This window comes from Streptomyces sp. enrichment culture, assembly GCF_964272895.1.
Taxonomy (GTDB): domain Bacteria; phylum Actinomycetota; class Actinomycetes; order Streptomycetales; family Streptomycetaceae; genus Streptomyces.
This window is the reverse complement of the sequence record NZ_OZ186832.1, coordinates 3,287,532-3,305,179: the sequence shown is the minus strand read 5'-3', so window position 1 is coordinate 3,305,179 and position 17,648 is coordinate 3,287,532. Positions and strand designations below refer to the sequence as shown.

The following is a 17,648-nucleotide window of genomic DNA, read 5'->3' as shown; positions in this document are numbered from 1 at the left end:
GTCAGCTGACATCCCAATTCTCACCGGGTTCGCAACCAGTGGCCGGGACAGGAAGAATCGGGGTGCGTGCCGCCATGGCGGTGCGGTGGTGAGACGCTGCACGGGGTCGCGTACACATGTGGGGTGACGGGGCCCGTACGGGGAGGTGGCAGGCAAGTGGTGGATCAGCTGACACAGCACGATCCGCGGCGGATCGGGCCGTTCGAGGTGCTGGGACGGCTGGGGGCCGGCGGCATGGGGCTGGTCTATCTCGCGCGCTCGGCGTCCGGCCGGCGCGTGGCGATCAAGACGGTCCGGACCGAGCTCGCCGAGGACCAGCTGTTCCGCGTCCGCTTCACGCGCGAGGTGGAGGCGGCCCGCGCGGTCTCCGGCTTCTACACGGCGGCCGTGGTCGACGCCGATCCGCGGGCGGCCGTGCCCTGGCTGGCCACCGCTTATGTGCCCGCGCCCTCGCTCGAGGAGATAGTGAACGAGTGCGGGCCGCTCCCGGCCCAGGCCGTGCGCTGGCTCGCGGCGGGCGTCGCCGAGGCCCTGCAGTCCATCCACGGCGCCGGGCTCGTCCACCGCGACCTCAAGCCCTCCAACGTCCTCGTCGTCGAGGACGGGCCGCGGGTGATCGACTTCGGTATCGCGTCGGGCGTGTCGAACACGCGTTTGACGATGACCAATGTGGCCGTCGGCACCCCCGCCTACATGTCCCCCGAGCAGGCCAAGGACTCCCGCAGCGTCACCGGCGCCAGCGATGTCTTCTCGCTCGGCTCGACCCTCGTCTTCGCGGCGACCGGTCATCCGCCCTTCCACGGCGCCAACCCGGTCGAGACCGTCTTCATGCTGCTCAGAGAAGGCCCCGACCTGGAGGGCCTGCCCGAGGAGCTGCGGCCGCTGATCGAGTCCTGTATGCAGATGGACGCCTCGGCCCGGCCCACCCCCGCCGACCTCCAGGCCCAGCTCGCCCCGCATCTGTTCGGCTCCGGCTCCGACGACAGCGGCACCGCCTCCGCCTGGCTGCCCGAGAAGGCCGTCGCCCTCATCGAGACCCGCCGCGGCGGCCGCCTCGCACCCAAGCCCGCCCCGTCCGGCGGCCGCGGCACGGGCGCACGCCACCCCGGTCAGTCCGGCCCGCAGGGCTACCAGGTGCCGCCGCCGCCCCCGCACCCGCCCGCCCCGGCGAACGCCCCGGTCGGCGCCCCCGTGGGCCCCGGCGCCCCCGACACCGGCCCGGTCCGCCTGGCCGGCGCCGCCGTGCCCATCGGCCCCGGCCCGCGCGTCGCCGACGCCCGCGCCGCCGCCGTCAAGGCGCCGCCGCCCGAGGCCGGCCTGGTCGCCGCCTGGTCCAAGCCGCGCCCCGGCGTCAACGGCACCGCACCGGCCCCGGCCCAGCCCCCCGCCCCGGCGGCCCCCGAGACGCCCGGCTCCTGGCGTCCGTGGCGCTTCCGCATGTCCAACGACGTCTGGGGCACCCCGGCCGTCGCCGACGACCTGGTCTACGTCACCTCCTTCGAGGTGCACGCCCTCGACGTCGCCACCGGCCGCCGCCGCTTCAAGACCCGCGACGTCGCCTGGTCCATGGCGGTCGCCGACGGCCGTATCCACGCCTCCGACGGCCCCACCCTGTTCGCCCTGGACGCCCGCGAGGGCACCGACCTGTGGCGCCTGCAGACCGACGCCTGGGTGTACTCGCTCAAGGCCGACCGCGGCACCGTCGTCACCGGAACCCGTGGCGGCGGCGTGCAGGCATGGGAGGCGGCCGGCGGCCAGAAGCTGTGGGAGATCACCGGCGCCCAGACCGACTTCGAGTCCCCCGAGGCCGGCCCCACGATCCACGACGGCACCGTCTACGTCTGGCAGGACGCCCGCCTGCGCGCCCTCGACGCCCGCACCGGCGACGAGCGCTGGTCGTACCCCATCGGCGACGCGGCCTCCTGCGGCGGCGTCCCCGTGCGCCTCACCCCCGCCCCCGACGGCTACGTCTACGTCTGCGCCGGCACCCGCGTGCTCGCCATCGACATCGCCGCCGGGCACGTCAAGTGGCACTTCGAGGCCCCCGCCGTCTTCCTCAGCCCGCCCGCCTACGCCCCCGGCCCCGCCGTCACCGGCGGCGGCGTCTACCTCGCCGACTACCTCGGCACCGTCTACGCCCTCGACGCCACCGACGGCCGCGACCGCTGGCGCATCGCCACCGAGAGCCGCGCCTCCATCGAGCCGGTCCTGGTCGCCGCCGGACACGTCCACGTGGGCAGCGGCAACGGCCTCTACACCCTGGACGCCGTCACCGGCACCCCCAAGTGGCGTTTCCAGGCGGGCGGCGACATCGTCGGAGCCCCCTCGGTCGCCGAGGGCCGCATCCACTTCGGCTCCACCGACCACCTGCTCTACACCCTGAAGGCCGACGACGGCCGGCTGCGCTGGAAGCTCGCCACGGGCGGCGAGATCACCGGCTCCCCGGTGGTCCGGGACGGCATCGTCTACGCGTGCAGCAAGGACCGCTGCGTGTACGCGCTGGACGCGGAGAAGGGCACGGGGACGGCCCGTACGGCCTGAGCCCCCGCCGCTCCCGCGGGACGGCCGTCGTACCGGGGCACGGAAGGGGGGCCGGACGGCGGCCGTCGCTGTGAGGGAGGGGATCGGGCCTGCTCACAGGGCCCGGCCACCGCTCACACCGCAGACGCTACGCCCGGTGGGCCGGGGCCGCCACACAGGCGTCAGCGCGTGCGGTACCCACCCGTCCGCCGCCCCCGGAACAGCCCGTCCTGCTCCTGTGGTGCCAGATTCCCCAGCGCGATCAGATGCGGCGCCAGCGCGAAGCCCCGCGCCAGCGCCCCCTCCCGCGCCGCCCACAGCGCCCGCACGGTCCCCTGCACCGCCTCGGCGGGAAAACCGGCGATGGTGCGCGCACAGCCGAGAGCGGCCTCCAGCGCCCCACCGTCCTCCGTGACCTGCGACACGAGCCCCACGGCATGCGCCCGCTCGGCCCCGATCCGCTCCCGCACCCCCATCAACGCCATCCGCGCCACCTCGCCGTACGGCATCAACTGCGCCATCAGCAGCGACTCGTACGCGCTGACCATCCCGTACGAGGTGTGCGGATCGAAGAAGGAGGCCCCCGCCCCCGCCACAAGGAACTCGCACTCCCCGAGCAGATAGAACGCCCCGCCGCACGCCATCCCCTCCACGGCCGCCACCACCGGCTTCCACAGCCCGCACGCCTTCGGCCCCACCCGCAGCAGCGGATCGTCCTGCATGTACGGCGACCCCGGCTGCGGCACCACGACGTCCCGGTCGATCCCGGAGCAGAACGCCCGCCCTCCGCCCCCGGTGAGCACGACGGCCCGCACACCGTCGTCGAACCGCAACTCCTGCCACACACGCCCGAGTTCGTCGACCATGCCCAGATCGATGGCATTGAGCCGCTCGGGCCGGTCCAGGGTGACCACGGCGACCCCGGCGTCCCGGTCGGCGTCCAGCCGCACGGCCGGGGGCGTCACGCGAGCACCCACTGCGGCAGCCCGCCGGAGAAGACGACCCGCACCCGCGCCCCGATCCGGAGGTCCGCGGGATCGACGGAGTCGAGGGCCGCCCCCGCCGCGGCGACCACATTCCCCACCAGCCGGATCCCCGGCACGTCCGCCAGCTCCACGACGGCCACGGTGTAGGGCGCGTGGGCCGCGTACTCGGGCAGCAGCGGCGGATGCGGGACGGCGTACGACCAGATCCGCCCCTGCCCGCCGCTGAGCCGCCACTCGCTCGCGAAGGACCGGCAGTACGGGCAGCAGGGCCGGGGCGGAAAGCGGGGCCGGGCGCACTCGGCGCACGTCTGGACCCGCAGCTCGCCCCGGGCGGCGTACCGCCAGAAGGGGGCGCCGTCGGCGTCGGTGACGGGACTGAGCATCGGTCGGCTCCTGTCGGTCAACTCCTGTTGGTGAGCAGCAGGGCGGAGGTGGGGACGCACTCGCCGGCCGTGACGAGGCAGGTGGCGGCGCCGGGGACCTGGGCGGTGCTGGTGCCGCGGAGCTGCCTGACGCCCTCGGTGATGAGGTTGAAGCCGTGGAGGTACGCCTCGCTCAGCCCGCCCCCGCCGGTGTTGAGCGGCAGCCGCCCGCCGATCTCCAGCGCCCCGCCCTCGGTGAACGCGCCCCCCTCGCCCCGCCCGCAGAACCCGTAGCCCTCCAGGGAGAGGGGGACCAGCGGCGTGAACGCGTCGTAGATCTGCGCCACGTCCACGTCCTGCGGGGTGAAGTCGGCGTGCTTCCACATGTGCCGGGCGGCGGTCCAGGAGGGGCCGGCGAGCGGGTCGTCGGTCCAGTAGTTGACCATGCCGTGGTGCTGGGCGGGCAGCCCCTGGGCGGCGGAGTGGACGTAGACGGGCGGGCGGCGGCAGTCGCGGGCGCGTGCGCGGCCGGTGACCACGCACGCCGACGCCCCGTCCGTCTCCAGGCAGTTGTCGAAGAGGCACAGCGGCTCGCTGATCCACCGCGAGGACATGTACATCTCGCGGGTCAGGGGCCGCTCGTACATCACGGCGGCCGGGTTCTGGTTGGCGCGGTTGCGGCAGGCGAGGGCGACGTTGAACAGATGATCGCGGGTGGTGCCGTACTCGTGCATATGGCGCCGCGCCAGCACGGCGATCTCGTCGACGGGCCGCAGCAGCCCGAAGGGCCGGGTCCACTGGGCGGGCGTGGGCAGCTGGCGGGCGGTGTCCGTCCAGGGCCGCGGCCCGCTGCCCCGCTTCCGCGACCGCCACGCCACCCCCACGGTCGCCTGCCCGCAGGCGATGGCGGCGGCGAGATGCGCGACGGTGGCGCAGGAGCCGCCCCCGCCGTACGGGACCCGGCCGAAGTACGTCAGATCCCCGAACCCCACGGCCTTCGCCAGCTCCACCTCGTCGGTCTCCTCCATCGTGTACGAGGCGACCGCGTCCACCTCGCCGGGCGCGATCCCGGCGTCGTCGAGCGCGGCGAGAACGGCCCGGCAGGCGAGGGTCCGCTCGTCCTCGGGGAGGTGACGGGCGAAGGGCGTCTGGCCGATGCCGACGACGGCGGTGGCGTCCTTGATCCCGGCCATGCGTGCCCCCTCGGTCCCTGCTGACGGGTCGTCAGATTAGCGGTAGCCTGACGAACTGTCAGCAACTGCCGCGCAGGGGAGGCCGGTTGTCGTGAGGGACGAGTGGCGGACCGTACCCGGGCTGGTGCGCTCGGCGGCCGAGCGGTACACGGACGTGGAGGCGGTGGTCGACTCCGGCGGCCGCGTCCGCGTGACCTACGGCGAACTGGGCGCCCGCGTGGAGCGCGCCGCGGCGGCGTGCATCGCGCACGGGGTGCGCACGGGCGACCGGGTGGCGCTCTGGGCCCCGAACTCCCTCGACTGGATCGTGGCCGCGCTGGGCGCGGTGTCGTCGGGGGCGGTCCTGGTCCCCCTCAACACCCGCTTCAAGGGGGCGGAGGCGGCGGACGTCCTGCGCCGCAGCGGGGCGCGGCTGCTCTTCGTGACGGGCACCTTCCTCGGCACGTCGTACGTGGCCTCGCTGCGGAGGGCGGCGGGGGAGGGGCGGGACGCGGGGCACCCGCTGCCGGGCCTGTCCGCCCTGTCGGCGGCGGTGGTGCTGTCGGAGGACGCCCCGCCCGGCTTCATGACGTGGAAGGACTTCATGGCGGCGGGGGAGGGGGTGGGCGGGGAGGAGGTGAGGGCACGGGCGGCGTCCGTGACGGCCGAGGCCCCCTCGGACCTGATCTTCACATCGGGCACGACGGGCCGCCCGAAGGGCGTGGTGATCACCCACGGGCAGAGCCTGAGGGCGTACGACACCTGGTCCGACCTGGCGGGTTTGCGCCACGGCGACCGCTACCTCATCGTCAACCCCTTCTTCCACACCTTCGGCTACAAGGCGGGCGTCCTGGCGTGCCTCATGCGGGGCGCCACGATGATCCCCCAGCCGGTGTCCGGGGTGGACACGGTACTGGCGAACGTGGCGGCGGAGCGGGTCACGGTCCTCCCCGGCCCGCCCACCCTCCTCCAGTCCCTCCTGGACCACCCGGCGAGGCGGGAGTGGGACCTCTCGTCCCTCCGCCTGGTGGTGACGGGCGCGGCGGTGATCCCCCTCCGCCTGGTGGAACGCCTCCGCTCGGAGCTGAAGGTGGAGACGATCCTCACGGCCTACGGCCTCTCCGAGGCCACCGGAGTGGTGACGATGTGCCGCCGCGACGACCCCCCGGAGGTGATCGCCTCGACCTCCGGCCGCCCGATCCCCGGCGTGGAGATACGGGTGGTGAACCCCGAGGGCGACACCCTCCCGCCCGGCACCCCGGGCGAGGTCCTGGTCCGCGGCTACAACGTCATGCGCGGCTACCACGACGACCCCGCGGCGACCGCCGAGGCCCTGACCGACGACGGCTGGCTCCGCACCGGCGACATCGGCATCCTGTCCCCGACCGGCGACCTCCGCATCACCGACCGCCTGAAGGACATGTTCATCGTCGGCGGCTTCAACGCCTACCCGGCCGAGATCGAACGCCTCCTCCGCCTCCACCCCGAGGTGCTGGACGCCGCCGTCATCGGCATCCCGGACCCCCGCCTGGGCGAGGTGGGCAAGGCATACGTCATCCCCCGCCCCGGCTCCACCCTCACGGCGGAGGCCCTGATCACCTGGTCCCGCCGCGAGATGGCCAACTTCAAGGTGCCGAGGCAAGTGGAATTCGTGAGCGACCTACCGCGCAATGCAACCGGCAAGGTAACAAAGGAAACCCTACGCACACGCACCCACCAAGCAGACAAAGAGCGATGGAGGATCTGAGCCATTCCATCGACCGCTGAACGGCCCTGAAGGCCCCTCAGTTGGCCCCGTTCCTCCTTTCACCGCCCTGTAGGTGCCCGGCCTGGGGCGGCTGTGGTGGAGAGGACCTCGCGGATCTCCTTGATCATCAGGGTGGGGCGGTGGAAGACGTCCTCGGCGGTGTAGCGGAGCAGGGCACGGACCTCCGCGCACCGGTGAAGTTCGTTGAAGCGGGCCACGTCTCGGCGGTGGGCCTCGCGGGTGCCGTGGAAGGCGTAGCCCTCGATCTCGACGGCCAGCCCCGCTGCGCGGAAGAGGAAGTCCAGGTACCGGCGTCGGCCGTCCGGCGTCTTCAGTTCCACCTGGGTCTCGGGGTGGAGACCCGCGTCGTGCATGCGCAGTCGGGCCACCGTCTCCGCCGGTGAGCCGGACCGGCGATCGACGAGCCTCAGCCACTTCCGGGCTCTGGTGGCACCGAGGCGCGGTGCTTCCAACGCAACGGCGAGGGCGGCCGGCGAGGTGAGCGGTGCCCGCCGGAGCCCGTTGATGCGCCGGTAGCCGAGCGCCGACTCGGCGGCGACGACCGCGTTGTCCCTGGGGCCGGCGCGCAGCAGGTCGGCGAGGGTACGGGGGACCTCCGTGACGCGCAGCCCCGCCAGCTCGACGACCTCCACATCCGCGAGGGGGATGCGGTGCACCCGTACGTCGGTAAGGCGGCTGCAGGCGCGCAGGCTCACGTCCGTGAACTCCAGGGGCCCCGCGGACGCCCGACCGTCGAGCGTTTCGATGCCCCACAGGCGGGCCGCCGACCCGTGGCTCACCACGAGCTGCGGAAACAGGAGCTGGGCAGCCCTCAGCCGTTCGTCCAGCCCGATGTCCCTTCCCGGCTCCGCCCACGCTCCGGCCCGGATCCGCGTCCACCCCTCCGACGCGAGCCGCCGAACGAGCGACCGCCGAGGCCACCCGGCCTCCAACGCCCGCGAGGTGAGCAGCACGCCCCCTTCCGCGAGCACCCCCAGCTCCACGCGCTCCATGCCCCCACTGTCCGCCAGGGCACCGACAGGGCCAGGGCGCCTGTGGACAACCGGGGTCGGATCAGGGCTGGGCCTTAGGGGACGCGAGGAGGCTCCCGAAGGGGAGGGGACTTCCGAACGCGGGTGAAGCTGGCGCCAGACGGACGGGCGTTCGAGAAGATCGCATACTTCCCGCCGAAGATCGACTTGAGCCGACCCCTTGACGTACCTCGGCCGCGGCGGCTCCCCTCCGCGCCGCCGCGGCCGATCCCCCGTTCGGGACGGATGGTCCCGGACCTACTTGCCGTCCAGGTCCAGGGCGGGCGGAGCCGGCATGGCGTTGTTGAGGTGAGTGATCGCCTCGTCGGTGGCCGTCGGCTCGCTGGGCATGGCGTTGTTGAGGGTGGTGATCGTCTCGTCCGTCGAAGGCGGCGTGGGCATCGCGTTGTTCTGCGGAGAGAGAGTCGCGTCCTTGTGCTGGTCGCTCATGGGCCTTAGTTCCTCTGCTGTGATGGCTAGTGAGGAACGCCCGTCCGGAAGCTCCCCCGAGGGCTGCCGGACGGGCGTTCGGAGCCGCACACTAACTGGCCGGGCTCCTGGTCGAACCGCCTGCCCCCCGACGCGACGGTCTGACTGCCCAAGACTGTGCCGGACGGAGATAAACGAACGCTGAACGCCGTGACGATCTGACGGTGCAGCGCGCCGGTCACCTCGTGGACGTGTGGTCCAGAAGCGGGCGTACGGCGTCGGCTTCCGGTGCGCCGCTCTGTTCGTAGAGGTTGAGCGCCTCACGCCAGCAAGCCCTGGCCCGGTCTGCCTGCCCCAGCTGGCGCAGCGCCTGGCCCAGACAGGTCAGAACGTTCCCTCGCATCCGGTCGCCGCCGATGCACCCCAGGGTGAGCGCCTGTTCGGCGTGCTGGGCCGCCTGGGTGGGACGGTTGGCGGCGAGGTGGACTTGGGCGATCCTGAAGTGGGTCACCCCTTCCCAGAGCCGTTGCCGGTGTTCGTTGAAGATGTGCAGGGCGTCAGAGAACTCGGCGAGTGCCTCGACGTGACGGTCGGCCTGGGACAAGGCGACACCCAGCGCGAAATGACTGTTGGCCAGGCGCACCGAACGCCCGATCTCGCTGTGCGCAGCGAGGCCGCGCCGCGCGATCTCGACGGCCTTGTCCGTGTCACCCATGCCCAGGTACGCGCGTGAGAGATTCCCCAGAGCGGTGGCCTCGAAGGGCAGGTTCCCCACCGCCCTCAGACCGTCGAGCGCCTGATCGAAGAAGACCTTGCCGTCGTCGAACCGGCCCTGATGCAGGCAGATGAGGCCCCGGTTGTTGGCCACCCAACTGACGGCTGTGGCATCCCGCGCACTCTCCGCGAGCCCCATGGCCACCCGCGCTTCGTTCTCGGCTTGCTGGATGCGGCCGGAGACCAGCAGCACATCGCTGAGAACCGTCCGTGCTCTGCCCTCTGCCCGTCCGTCACCAGATGCCAGGGTGGCCTCGCATGTGGCTCTCGCCGTCATCTCGTACTGGTGCGAGTTGGCTCCGGATTCGGTCAAGTCCTTGGCGGCCCAGAGGAGATCGACAGCGCGTCGCAGTCTCGCCGTCCCCGCTGCCTGCCTGACACAGGCCAGCAGCGGCCCGGCCTCCGTGTACAACCAGTCCAGGGCGGCTGCCCCGTCGCTGAAGTGGAGCCCTGGGTGTCGCGTCGGCTCCAGGTCGTCGACCAGTCGGTCCTTGGGATGCTCGATCGCGTACACCTGGGCCGTTGTGGCCAGGTAGAAGTCCAACAGCCTGTCCTGAGCCGCCCCCCGCTCCCCCTCCCCCTCATCCCTCTCCGCGCAAGCCCGTGCATAGAGCCGCACCAGGTCGTGGAACCGGTACCGCCCAGGGGCCGCCGACTCCAGCAGGGACGTGTCGACCAGGGACTCCAGCAGGTCCTCGGTGTCGTCCGGCCCCAGGTCCAGCACGGCGGCCGCGGCGGCGAGGGAGATGTCGGGGCCGTCGGCCAGGCCCAGGAGGCGGAAGGCGCGGGCCTGGGCCGGTTCCAGGGCGCCGTAGCCCAGCTCGAAGGTGGCCTTGACCGCGAGGTCGCCGGCCTGCAACTCGTCCAGCCGGCGCCGCTCGTCCGCGAGCTTGGCGGCGAGTACGGAGACGGTCCAGGTGCGCCGCGCCGCGAGGCGGGACGCGGCGATGCGGATGGCCAGCGGCAGGAACCCGCAGGCGGCGACGACGTCCAGCGCCGCGTCCCGTTCCGAGGCGACCCGCTCCTCGCCCACGATCTTGGTGAAGAGCGCCAGCGCCTCCTCCGGGGACATCACGTCGAGGTCGACGAGATGCGCACCCGCCAGGTCCACCATCCGCACCCGTGACGTCACCAGCGCCGCGCACCCGTCCGTGCCGGGCAGCAGGGGCCGCACCTGGGCGGCGTCCCGCGCGTTGTCCAGCAGCACCAGCACGCGCCGCCCGTCCAGCACCGACCGGTACAGCGCGGCCCGTTCCTCCAGGGAGTCCGGGATCGCCGAATCCGCGGTGCCGAGGGCCCGGAGGAAGGCGCCCAGGACCGTCTCCGGCTCGGCCGCCCGCGGGCCGGCTCCCTGGAGGTCCACGTACAGCTGGCCGTCCGGGAAGGCCGAGCGCGCCTGATGGGCGACGTGGACCGCCAGCGTCGTCTTGCCCACGCCCCCGATGCCCGCCAGCGCCGACACCGCCATCACCCGGCCCTCCGCCGAGGACAGCACCTCGCTCAGCTCCTGCACGAAGGACGCGCGGCCGGTGAAGTCCGGCACCGTCGCCGGCAGCTGGGCGGGGCGGACCGGGACGGCCGCCGGCTCCACGGACGGCGCGGGCTCCGCAAGACCCGGGTCCGCCCGCAGGATGCGGTCCTGGAGCTCCCGCAGGCCAGGGCCGGGATCGACGCCGAGCTCGTCGGCGAGCAGGCGCCGCGTGTCCGCGTAGACGGCGAGCGCCTCCGCCTGGCGCCCGCTCCGGTACAGGGCCAGCATCAGCAGCTCGCGCAGCCGCTCCCGCAGGGGGTGGGCCGCCGTGAGCGCCGTGAGCTCGGAGACCGACTCCGCGTGGCAGCCCTGCTCCAGGTCCATGTCCAGGCGCGACTCCAGCAGCCCGAGCCGCCACTCCTCCAGGCGGACCCGCTGGGCCTCGGCGTACGGGCCGGGGACCCCGGCCAGCGGTTCGCCGTCCCACAGGGCCAGGGCGCGCCCGAGCAGGGCCCGCGCCTCGCCGAGGTCCCCGGAGTGGCGGGCCTTCTCCGCCTCGGTCGCCAGATCCTGGGCGGCGACCACGTCCAGGACCGCCGCGGCCGGGGAGTCCAGGCCCCGGATCGCGTACCCGCCCGACTCGCTGACCAGCACCCCCGCGCCCAGCGCCTTGCGCAGCCGGGACGCGTACGTCCGTACCGCCGCCAGGGCCTGGGACGGCGGTTCCTCGCCCCACAGGGCGTCGATCAGCTCCGCGGCGGTCGCCGTACGGCCCTCGCGCAGCAGCAGCGCGGCGAGCAGGGCGCGCTGCTGCGGGGACCCGGTCGGCAGCGGCTGCTCCCCGCGCCAGGCGCGTACGGGTCCGAGCACGGCGAAGCGCAGCGGCGCGGACTCATCCGAGCTCCCGCGGCGCTGCTCCGGAACTCGCGGTACCCCGTCCATCGACGTCCCCCCTAGGGCCTGCCCGGCGGATCATGCCAGCGTCGCACGGGACAGGCGCGGTCACCGACTGCCGGCCCGATCCGCCGGACAGGTCTCAGACATCCCGAACAACTCCGTCAGTTTGCCTTGTTCACGGCGGATGCGTCAGCCGTGCGAGACGCCGATCACAGGGCGACTCGCGGGAGTCCACAAGGCCCTCACATCCACCGCCCGTGCCCGGCCAGCTGACGGTCCGTCAGATCGGCGCTACGGTGGCGGACATGGACACCAACCCCGACTTTCCGCGCATCATCTCCGTCGACGACCACACCGTCGAACCGCCGGACGTCTGGCGGGAGCGGCTGCCGAGGAAGTACCTGGACACCGGGCCCCGGATCGTCCGCGCCCCGCTGAAGGAGATGACCTTCCTCGGAGGGCGTTTCAGGCCCGTCATGGGCGAACCCGGAGAATCCGGTCCCCTCGGCGACTGGTGGGTCTACGAGGATCTCCACCGCCCCCTCACCCGGCTCGACACCGCCGTCGGCTACGACAGGGACGAGATACGGCTGGAGGTCATCACCTACGAGCAGATGCGGCCGGGCTCCTACGACGTCCCCGCCCGCCTCGCCGACATGGACCTCAACCACGTCCAGTCCGCCCTCTGCTTCCCCACCTTCCCCCGCTTCTGCGGGCAGACCTTCACCGAGGCGCGGGACAGGGACCTCGCCCTTCTGTGCGTGCGCGCCTACAACGACTGGATGGTGGAGGAGTGGTGCGGCCCCGAGGCGCAGGGGCGGCTCGTCCCGCTCACCCTCATCCCCCTCTGGGACGCCGAGCTGGCGGCCGCCGAGGTCCGCCGCAACGCCGCCCGCGGCGTCCGTGCCGTCGCCTTCTCCGAGATCCCCCCGCACCTCGGACTGCCCTCCGTGCACACCGACGACTGGGACCCCTTCCTCGCCGCCTGCGACGAGACCGGCACCGTCGTCGCCATGCACATCGGCTCCTCCAGCCGCATGCCCTCCACCTCCGCCGACGCCCCGCCCGCCGTCGGCTCCACCATCACCTTCGCCAACTGCTGCTTCTCGATGGTCGACTGGCTGATGAGCGGCAAGTTCGAGCGCTTCCCGAACCTCCGGGTCATGTACGCGGAAGGGCAGATCGGCTGGATCCCCTACATCCTCGAGCGCGCCGACGTCGTCTGGGAGGAGAACCGCGGCTGGGGCGGGGTCGCCGACAAGGTCACCCGCCCGCCCTCGGAGACCTTCGCCGGCCATGTCCACGGCTGCTTCTTCGACGACGCCTTCGGCCTGCGCAACCTGGACGCGATCGGCGTGGGCAACGTCCTCTACGAGACCGACTACCCGCACTCCGACTCGACCTGGCCCAAGTCCCGCGAGGTCGGTGAGGCCCAGATGGGGCACCTGGACCCGGAGACCGTCGAGAAGATCGTCCGCGGCAACGCCATCGAGCTGCTGCAGCTCACCCCCGAGGGGCTCTGGCGGCCGTGAGGTACGGCATCCAGCTCCCCGTCCAGTCGCAGAGCACCCTCTACGCCGAGCCCTGGGAGACCACCGCCGGACCCGAGGACCTGGCGGAGACGGCCAGGGCCGCCGACCGGGCCGGGTTCGCGTACATCGCCTGCTGCGACCATGTCGCGATCCCGCGCCGCCTCGCGGCCGCGATGAGCACGGTCTGGTACGACCCCGTCGCCACCCTCGCCTTCCTGGCGGCCCACACCACCCGCACCCGGCTGCTGTCCCATGTGGCCGTCGTCGCCCTGCGCCACCCCCTGCTCACCGCCAAGCAGTACGCCACCCTCGACCGGCTCTCCCAGGGCCGTCTGATCCTCGGCGTCGGGGCGGGGCACGTGCGCGAGGAGTTCGAGGCGCTGGGCGTCGGCTTCGAGCGGCGCGGGGCCGTGCTCGACGAGGCGGTCGAGGCCCTGAGACGGTCCCTCGGGCCGGAGGAGTTCCCCGAGCACCACGGCGAGTTCTACGACTTCCAGGACCTCGGCCAGCGGCCCCGGCCCGCCCAGGAGCACGTACCCCTGTGGGTCGGCGGCTCCTCCGCGCCCGCCCTGCGCCGCGCCGCGCTCCAGGGGGACGGCTGGCTGCCGCAGGGCGACCCGCGGGAGCGGCTGGCCGAGAAGATCACCCGCGTCAGGACGCTCCGCGAGAAGGCGGGCCTGGACGGACCCTTCGCCTTCGGTGCCATCGCCGAGCCGCTGTACGTCGGCCGGCCCGCCTGGGAGACCGGGCGCCGCACCCTCACCGGGCCGCCGGACGCCCTGGCCGAGTCCCTGCGCGCCTACCGGGCGATGGGCGTGGACCACCTCCAGGTGCGCCTGCGCAGCCGCAGCCGCACCGAACTCACCGACCAGATCGCCGCGTTCGGCGCCGAGGTGGCGCCGCTGCTGTAGAGGAGGACCGATGGGCAAACTGGACGGCCGGGTCGTGATCGTCACCGGCGCGGCACGCGGGCAGGGCGAGCAGGAGGCGCGGCTGTTCCGGGAGGAGGGCGCCGAGGTCGTCGTGACGGACGTGCTGGACGAGCAGGGGGAGGCGCTCGCCAAGGAGATCGGGGCCCGGTACCTCCATCTGGACGTGGGGTCGGAGAGCGGGTGGCGCGAGGCGGTCGCCGCCGTCGAGGGGGCGTACGGCCGGGTCGACGGGCTGGTCAACAACGCGGGGGTCCTGCGCTTCAACGCCCTTGTGGACACCCCGCTGGAGGAGTTCATGGAGGTCGTACGGGTCAACCAGGTCGGCTGCTTCCTCGGCGTGAAGACCGTCGGCCCGCGGCTGAGCGAGGGCGGGACCATCGTCAACACCGCCTCCTACACCGGCCTCACCGGCATGGCCGCGGTCGGCGCGTACGCGGCCACCAAGCACGCCGTGCTCGGGCTGACGCGGGTGGCCGCGCTGGAGCTGGCGCGGCGGCGGATCCGGGTGAACGCCATCTGCCCGGGCGCCGTCGACACCCCGATGTCCAACCCCTCCCGGCTGGACCCGGACGCCGACCCGGAGGAGACGGCCCGTGCCCTGGACGAGCTGTACCGCAGGCTGGTGCCGCTCGGCCGGGTCGGCCGGCCGGAGGAGGTGGCGCGGCTGGCGCTGTTCCTGACCTCGGAGGACTCCTCGTACATCACCGGGCAGCCGTTCGTGATCGACGGCGGCTGGCTGGCCGGGGTCAGCATTATCTGACGAGCCGTCAGCTCTTGACCATCCGGACGGGCGGTGCCAGAGTCCTCAATCTGACGATCCGTCAGAACGCAGCGACCCCGGGACGGTGAACCTCCGTGGAATTCGGGATCTTTGTACAGGGATACGTCGGCAAGCGCGCCGAGACCGACCCGCTCGCCGAGCACAAGGCGCTGATGGAGGAGACCGAATACGTCATCCAGGCGGACCGGTCCGGGTTCAAGTACGCCTGGGCCTCCGAGCACCACTTCCTGGAGGAGTACTCCCACCTCTCCGCCAACGACGTCTTCCTCGGCTACCTCGCCCACGCCACCGAGCGCATCCACCTGGGCTCGGGCATCTTCAACCCGCTCGCCCAGGTCAACCACCCGGTGAAGGTCGCCGAGAAGGTCGCCATGCTCGACCACCTCTCCGAGGGCCGCTTCGAGTTCGGCAGCGGACGCGGCGCCGGATCGCACGAGATCCTCGGCTTCCTGCCCGGCATCACCGACATGAACCACACCAAGGAGATCTGGGAGGAGACGATCGCCGAGTTCCCCAAGATGTGGCTCCAGGACGAGTACGCCGGCTTCCAGGGCAAGCACTGGTCGCTGCCGCCGCGCAAGGTGCTGCCCAAGCCGTACGGGGCCTCCCACCCGGCGATGTGGTACGCCGCCGGGTCGCCGCCGTCGTACGCCATGGCCGCCCGCAAGGGGCTCGGGGTGCTGGGCTTCAGCATCCAGAAGGTGTCCGACATGGAGTGGGTGCTGGAGCAGTACAAGACGGCGATCGTGGACGCGGCGCCGGTGGGGGACTTCGTCAACGACAACGTGATGGTGACGACGACGGCGATCTGCGCGCCCACGCACGCCGAGGCGATCGAGATCGCGGTCAACGGGGGGCTGCACTATCTGCCCTCGCTCGTCTTCCGGTACCACGACACCTTCCCCCGGCCGGAGGGGTTCCCCGTCTGGCCGGAGACCCTGCCCCCCTACACGCCGGAGTTCGTGGAGGTGCTGATCGAGGAGGAGCTGCTGATCTGCGGGGATCCCGACGAGGTGCTGCGGCAGTGCAAGCGGTGGGAGCAGGCCGGGGCGGACCAGCTGTGCTTCGGGCTGCCGGTGGGGGTGCCGAAGGAGGAGACGCTGCAGACGATCCGGCTGATCGGGGAGCACGTGATTCCTCGGATCGACACGGATCCGGTTCATCGGACATCGCGGTTCCGCCGCGGGGCTTGAGCTTGCCGCCGGGGTGCGGGTGCGTCGTGGCTTCTCGCGCAGTTCCCCGCGCCCCTTCAGGTACGTCCCCTCGCCGGCGTCAAGGAGGCAACGTTCATGTTCGATCACGTCATTTCCGGTGCCACCGTCGTCGACGGGACCGGCGCCCCCGCCTTCACCGCCGACGTCGGCATCCGCGACGGCCGCATCGCCGCCGTCGGCAAAGTCGCCGAAGGCGCCCGCACCCGCGAGGACGCCTCCGGGCTCGTCCTCGCGCCCGGGTTCGTCGACCCGCACACCCACTACGACGCCCAGCTGTTCTGGGACCCGTACGCCACGCCCTCCCTCAACCACGGGGTGACCACGGTGGCCGCCGGGAACTGCGGTTTCACCCTGGCGCCGCTCCGCCCCCAGGACGCCGACTACACCCGGCGGATGATGGCGAAGGTGGAGGGGATGTCGCTGGTCGCCCTGGAGGAGGGGGCGCCGTGGAACTGGCACTCCTTCGGCGACTACCTGGACGCCCTCGACGGCCGGATCGCCGTCAACGCCGGGTTCATGGTGGGGCACTGCGCGATCCGGCGGTACGTGATGGGGGCGGAGGCGATCGGCGGGCAGCCCGGCCGCGAGCAGCTGGACGCCATGGTGCGGCTGCTGCGCGACGCCATGGACGCGGGGGCCTGGGGGCTGTCCACGACCCAGTCGGCCACGCACTCCGACGGGGACGGGCGGCCGGTCGCCTCCCGGCACGCCGGCCCCGAGGAACTGCTCGCCCTGTCCCGTGCGGTCGGCGAGCACGAGGGCACGCAGATCGAGGCCATCGTGGCCGGATGCCTGGACCGCTTCAGCGACACCGAGATCGACCTGCTCGCGGAGATGAGCGCGGCCGCGGGACGGCCGCTCAACTGGAACGTGCTCACCGTCGACGCCGCCGCCCCCGACCGCGTACCGCGCCAGCTGCTGGCGAGCGAGCGGGCCCGCAAGGCGGGCGGGCGGGTCGTGGCGCTGACCATGCCCATCCTCACCCCGATGAACATGTCGCTCGGCACGTTCTGCGCGCTGAACCTGATCCCCGGATGGGGAGAAGTGCTCGGCCTGCCCGTCCCCGAGCGCGTCCGGCGGCTGAGCGATCCGGCCGTACGGGAGGAGATGCTGCGGCAGGCCCGTTCGGAGGCGGCCGGTGTCTTCCGGCGGCTGACCGACTTCGGGCGGTACGTCATCGGCGACACCTACAGCGAGCGCAACGCCGGGCTGACCGGCCGGGTCGTACGGGACATCGCCGCCGAACGCGGCCAGGACCCCTTCGCCTGCCTGGTCGAGATCTGCGCCGCCGACGATCTGCGGACGGTCCTGTGGCCCATGCCCACCGACAACGACCCCGCCTCCTGGGCCCTGCGCGCCGAGACCTGGCGGCACGAGGACGTGCTGCTCGGCGGATCCGACGCGGGCGCGCATCTGGACCGCATGTGCGGGGCGCCGTACACCACCCGGTTCCTCGGCGACTGTCTGCGCGGGCGGCAGCTGGCCGGACTGGAGGAGGCGGTGCGCATGCTCACCGACGAGCCCGCCCGGCTGTTCGGGCTGCGCGAGCGCGGCCGGATCCGGGAGGGCTTCCACGCCGACCTCGTCCTGTTCGACCCGGAACGCATCGACGCGGGCCCGGCCACCCTGGTGCACGACCTGCCGGGCGACAGCCCCCGCCTGGACTCGCGCGCGCTCGGCGTCCGGGCCGTCTGGGTCAACGGCGTCGAGACGATCCGCGACGACACGGTGACCGGTGCGGTGCCGGGGCGGGTGCTGCGGTCGGGCCGGGACACGAGGACGGTGGCGACCCGGTGAGCG

At 72.9% G+C, this 17,648-nt stretch carries 13 protein-coding genes; 7 read left to right on the top strand and 6 right to left on the bottom strand.

What is annotated here, in order from left to right:
- The first annotated feature begins 156 nt into the window (after nt 1–156).
- Entirely contained in the window at nt 157–2,541 is a 2,385-nt protein-coding gene (locus tag ACSU6M_RS14875; protein ID WP_437070192.1) for an outer membrane protein assembly factor BamB family protein, read from the top strand.
- Between the two features lie 161 nt (nt 2,542–2,702).
- Here the strand turns inward: ACSU6M_RS14875 and ACSU6M_RS14870 are convergent, their stop codons facing one another.
- Genes ACSU6M_RS14870 through ACSU6M_RS14860 form a run of 3 tightly spaced genes read right to left on the bottom strand, consistent with a single transcriptional unit; the run spans nt 2,703 to nt 5,061 of the window.
- Nucleotides 2,703–3,485, bottom strand: a complete 783-nt coding sequence (locus ACSU6M_RS14870) for an enoyl-CoA hydratase/isomerase family protein (protein ID WP_437070191.1) — start codon at nt 3,483–3,485, stop codon at nt 2,703–2,705.
- Nucleotides 3,482–3,889 (bottom strand): Zn-ribbon domain-containing OB-fold protein, encoded by a 408-nt coding sequence (locus ACSU6M_RS14865; protein WP_437070190.1) that lies wholly within the window; start codon nt 3,887–3,889, stop codon nt 3,482–3,484. The genes ACSU6M_RS14870 and ACSU6M_RS14865 overlap by 4 nt, the downstream gene beginning before the upstream one ends.
- A gap of 17 nt (nt 3,890–3,906) precedes the next feature.
- Nucleotides 3,907–5,061, bottom strand: coding sequence for a lipid-transfer protein (locus ACSU6M_RS14860; RefSeq protein WP_437070189.1), 1,155 nt, complete (start codon nt 5,059–5,061; stop codon nt 3,907–3,909).
- Between the two features lie 91 nt (nt 5,062–5,152).
- On the opposite strand from ACSU6M_RS14860, the gene ACSU6M_RS14855 reads away from it, so the two are divergent.
- Nucleotides 5,153–6,787 carry a FadD3 family acyl-CoA ligase gene (locus ACSU6M_RS14855; RefSeq protein ID WP_437070188.1) on the top strand — a complete coding sequence of 545 codons (1,635 nt, stop codon included), beginning with the start codon at nt 5,153–5,155 and terminating at the stop codon, nt 6,785–6,787.
- Between the two features lie 59 nt (nt 6,788–6,846).
- On the opposite strand, the gene ACSU6M_RS14850 is transcribed toward ACSU6M_RS14855, so the two are convergent.
- The 3 genes from ACSU6M_RS14850 to ACSU6M_RS14840 form a co-directional block, all read right to left on the bottom strand.
- Entirely contained in the window at nt 6,847–7,800 is a 954-nt protein-coding gene (locus ACSU6M_RS14850) for a hypothetical protein (RefSeq protein ID WP_437070187.1), read from the bottom strand.
- A 276-nt stretch (nt 7,801–8,076) separates the two neighbouring features.
- Nucleotides 8,077–8,268 carry a hypothetical protein gene (locus ACSU6M_RS14845; protein ID WP_437070186.1) on the bottom strand — a complete coding sequence of 64 codons (192 nt, stop codon included), beginning with the start codon at nt 8,266–8,268 and terminating at the stop codon, nt 8,077–8,079.
- Nucleotides 8,269–8,485: 217 nt separating this feature from the next.
- A complete protein-coding gene (locus ACSU6M_RS14840) occupies nt 8,486–11,434 on the bottom strand; it encodes a BTAD domain-containing putative transcriptional regulator (RefSeq protein WP_437070185.1) in 2,949 nt (982 codons plus the stop codon).
- 260 nt (nt 11,435–11,694) lie between these two features.
- Between ACSU6M_RS14840 and ACSU6M_RS14835 the strand changes: the two genes are divergently transcribed.
- The 5 genes from ACSU6M_RS14835 to ACSU6M_RS14815 all read left to right on the top strand — a co-directional run bounded on the left by ACSU6M_RS14835 (nt 11,695) and on the right by ACSU6M_RS14815 (nt 17,645).
- Nucleotides 11,695–12,921 carry an amidohydrolase family protein gene (locus ACSU6M_RS14835; protein WP_437070184.1) on the top strand — a complete coding sequence of 409 codons (1,227 nt, stop codon included), beginning with the start codon at nt 11,695–11,697 and terminating at the stop codon, nt 12,919–12,921.
- The gene (locus ACSU6M_RS14830) at nt 12,918–13,832 is read left to right on the top strand and encodes an LLM class F420-dependent oxidoreductase (RefSeq protein ID WP_437070183.1); all 915 of its coding nucleotides are present in this window, start codon (nt 12,918–12,920) and stop codon (nt 13,830–13,832) included. The genes ACSU6M_RS14835 and ACSU6M_RS14830 overlap by 4 nt, the downstream gene beginning before the upstream one ends.
- A gap of 10 nt (nt 13,833–13,842) precedes the next feature.
- Nucleotides 13,843–14,613, top strand: a complete 771-nt coding sequence (locus tag ACSU6M_RS14825; protein WP_437070182.1) for an SDR family NAD(P)-dependent oxidoreductase — start codon at nt 13,843–13,845, stop codon at nt 14,611–14,613.
- Nucleotides 14,614–14,708: 95 nt separating this feature from the next.
- Nucleotides 14,709–15,827, top strand: a complete 1,119-nt coding sequence (locus tag ACSU6M_RS14820) for an LLM class flavin-dependent oxidoreductase (protein WP_437070181.1) — start codon at nt 14,709–14,711, stop codon at nt 15,825–15,827.
- 96 nt (nt 15,828–15,923) lie between these two features.
- Nucleotides 15,924–17,645, top strand: a complete 1,722-nt coding sequence (locus ACSU6M_RS14815; protein ID WP_437070180.1) for an N-acyl-D-amino-acid deacylase family protein — start codon at nt 15,924–15,926, stop codon at nt 17,643–17,645.
- Nucleotides 17,646–17,648: the final 3 nt, after the last annotated feature.

What these genes read in the sequence shown, in the direction of transcription:
- ACSU6M_RS14865 (WP_437070190.1), bottom strand. Translation starts at nt 3,889, where the DNA reads ATGCTCAGTCCCGTCACCGACGCCGACGGCGCCCCCTTCTGGCGGTAC.
- ACSU6M_RS14860 (WP_437070189.1), bottom strand. Translation starts at nt 5,061, where the DNA reads ATGGCCGGGATCAAGGACGCCACCGCCGTCGTCGGCATCGGCCAGACG.
- ACSU6M_RS14850 (WP_437070187.1), bottom strand. Translation starts at nt 7,800, where the DNA reads ATGGAGCGCGTGGAGCTGGGGGTGCTCGCGGAAGGGGGCGTGCTGCTC.
- ACSU6M_RS14845 (WP_437070186.1), bottom strand. Translation starts at nt 8,268, where the DNA reads ATGAGCGACCAGCACAAGGACGCGACTCTCTCTCCGCAGAACAACGCG.
- ACSU6M_RS14840 (WP_437070185.1), bottom strand. Translation starts at nt 11,434, where the DNA reads ATGGACGGGGTACCGCGAGTTCCGGAGCAGCGCCGCGGGAGCTCGGAT.
- ACSU6M_RS14835 (WP_437070184.1), top strand. Translation starts at nt 11,695, where the DNA reads ATGGACACCAACCCCGACTTTCCGCGCATCATCTCCGTCGACGACCAC.
- ACSU6M_RS14825 (WP_437070182.1), top strand. Translation starts at nt 13,843, where the DNA reads ATGGGCAAACTGGACGGCCGGGTCGTGATCGTCACCGGCGCGGCACGC.
- ACSU6M_RS14815 (WP_437070180.1), top strand. Translation starts at nt 15,924, where the DNA reads ATGTTCGATCACGTCATTTCCGGTGCCACCGTCGTCGACGGGACCGGC.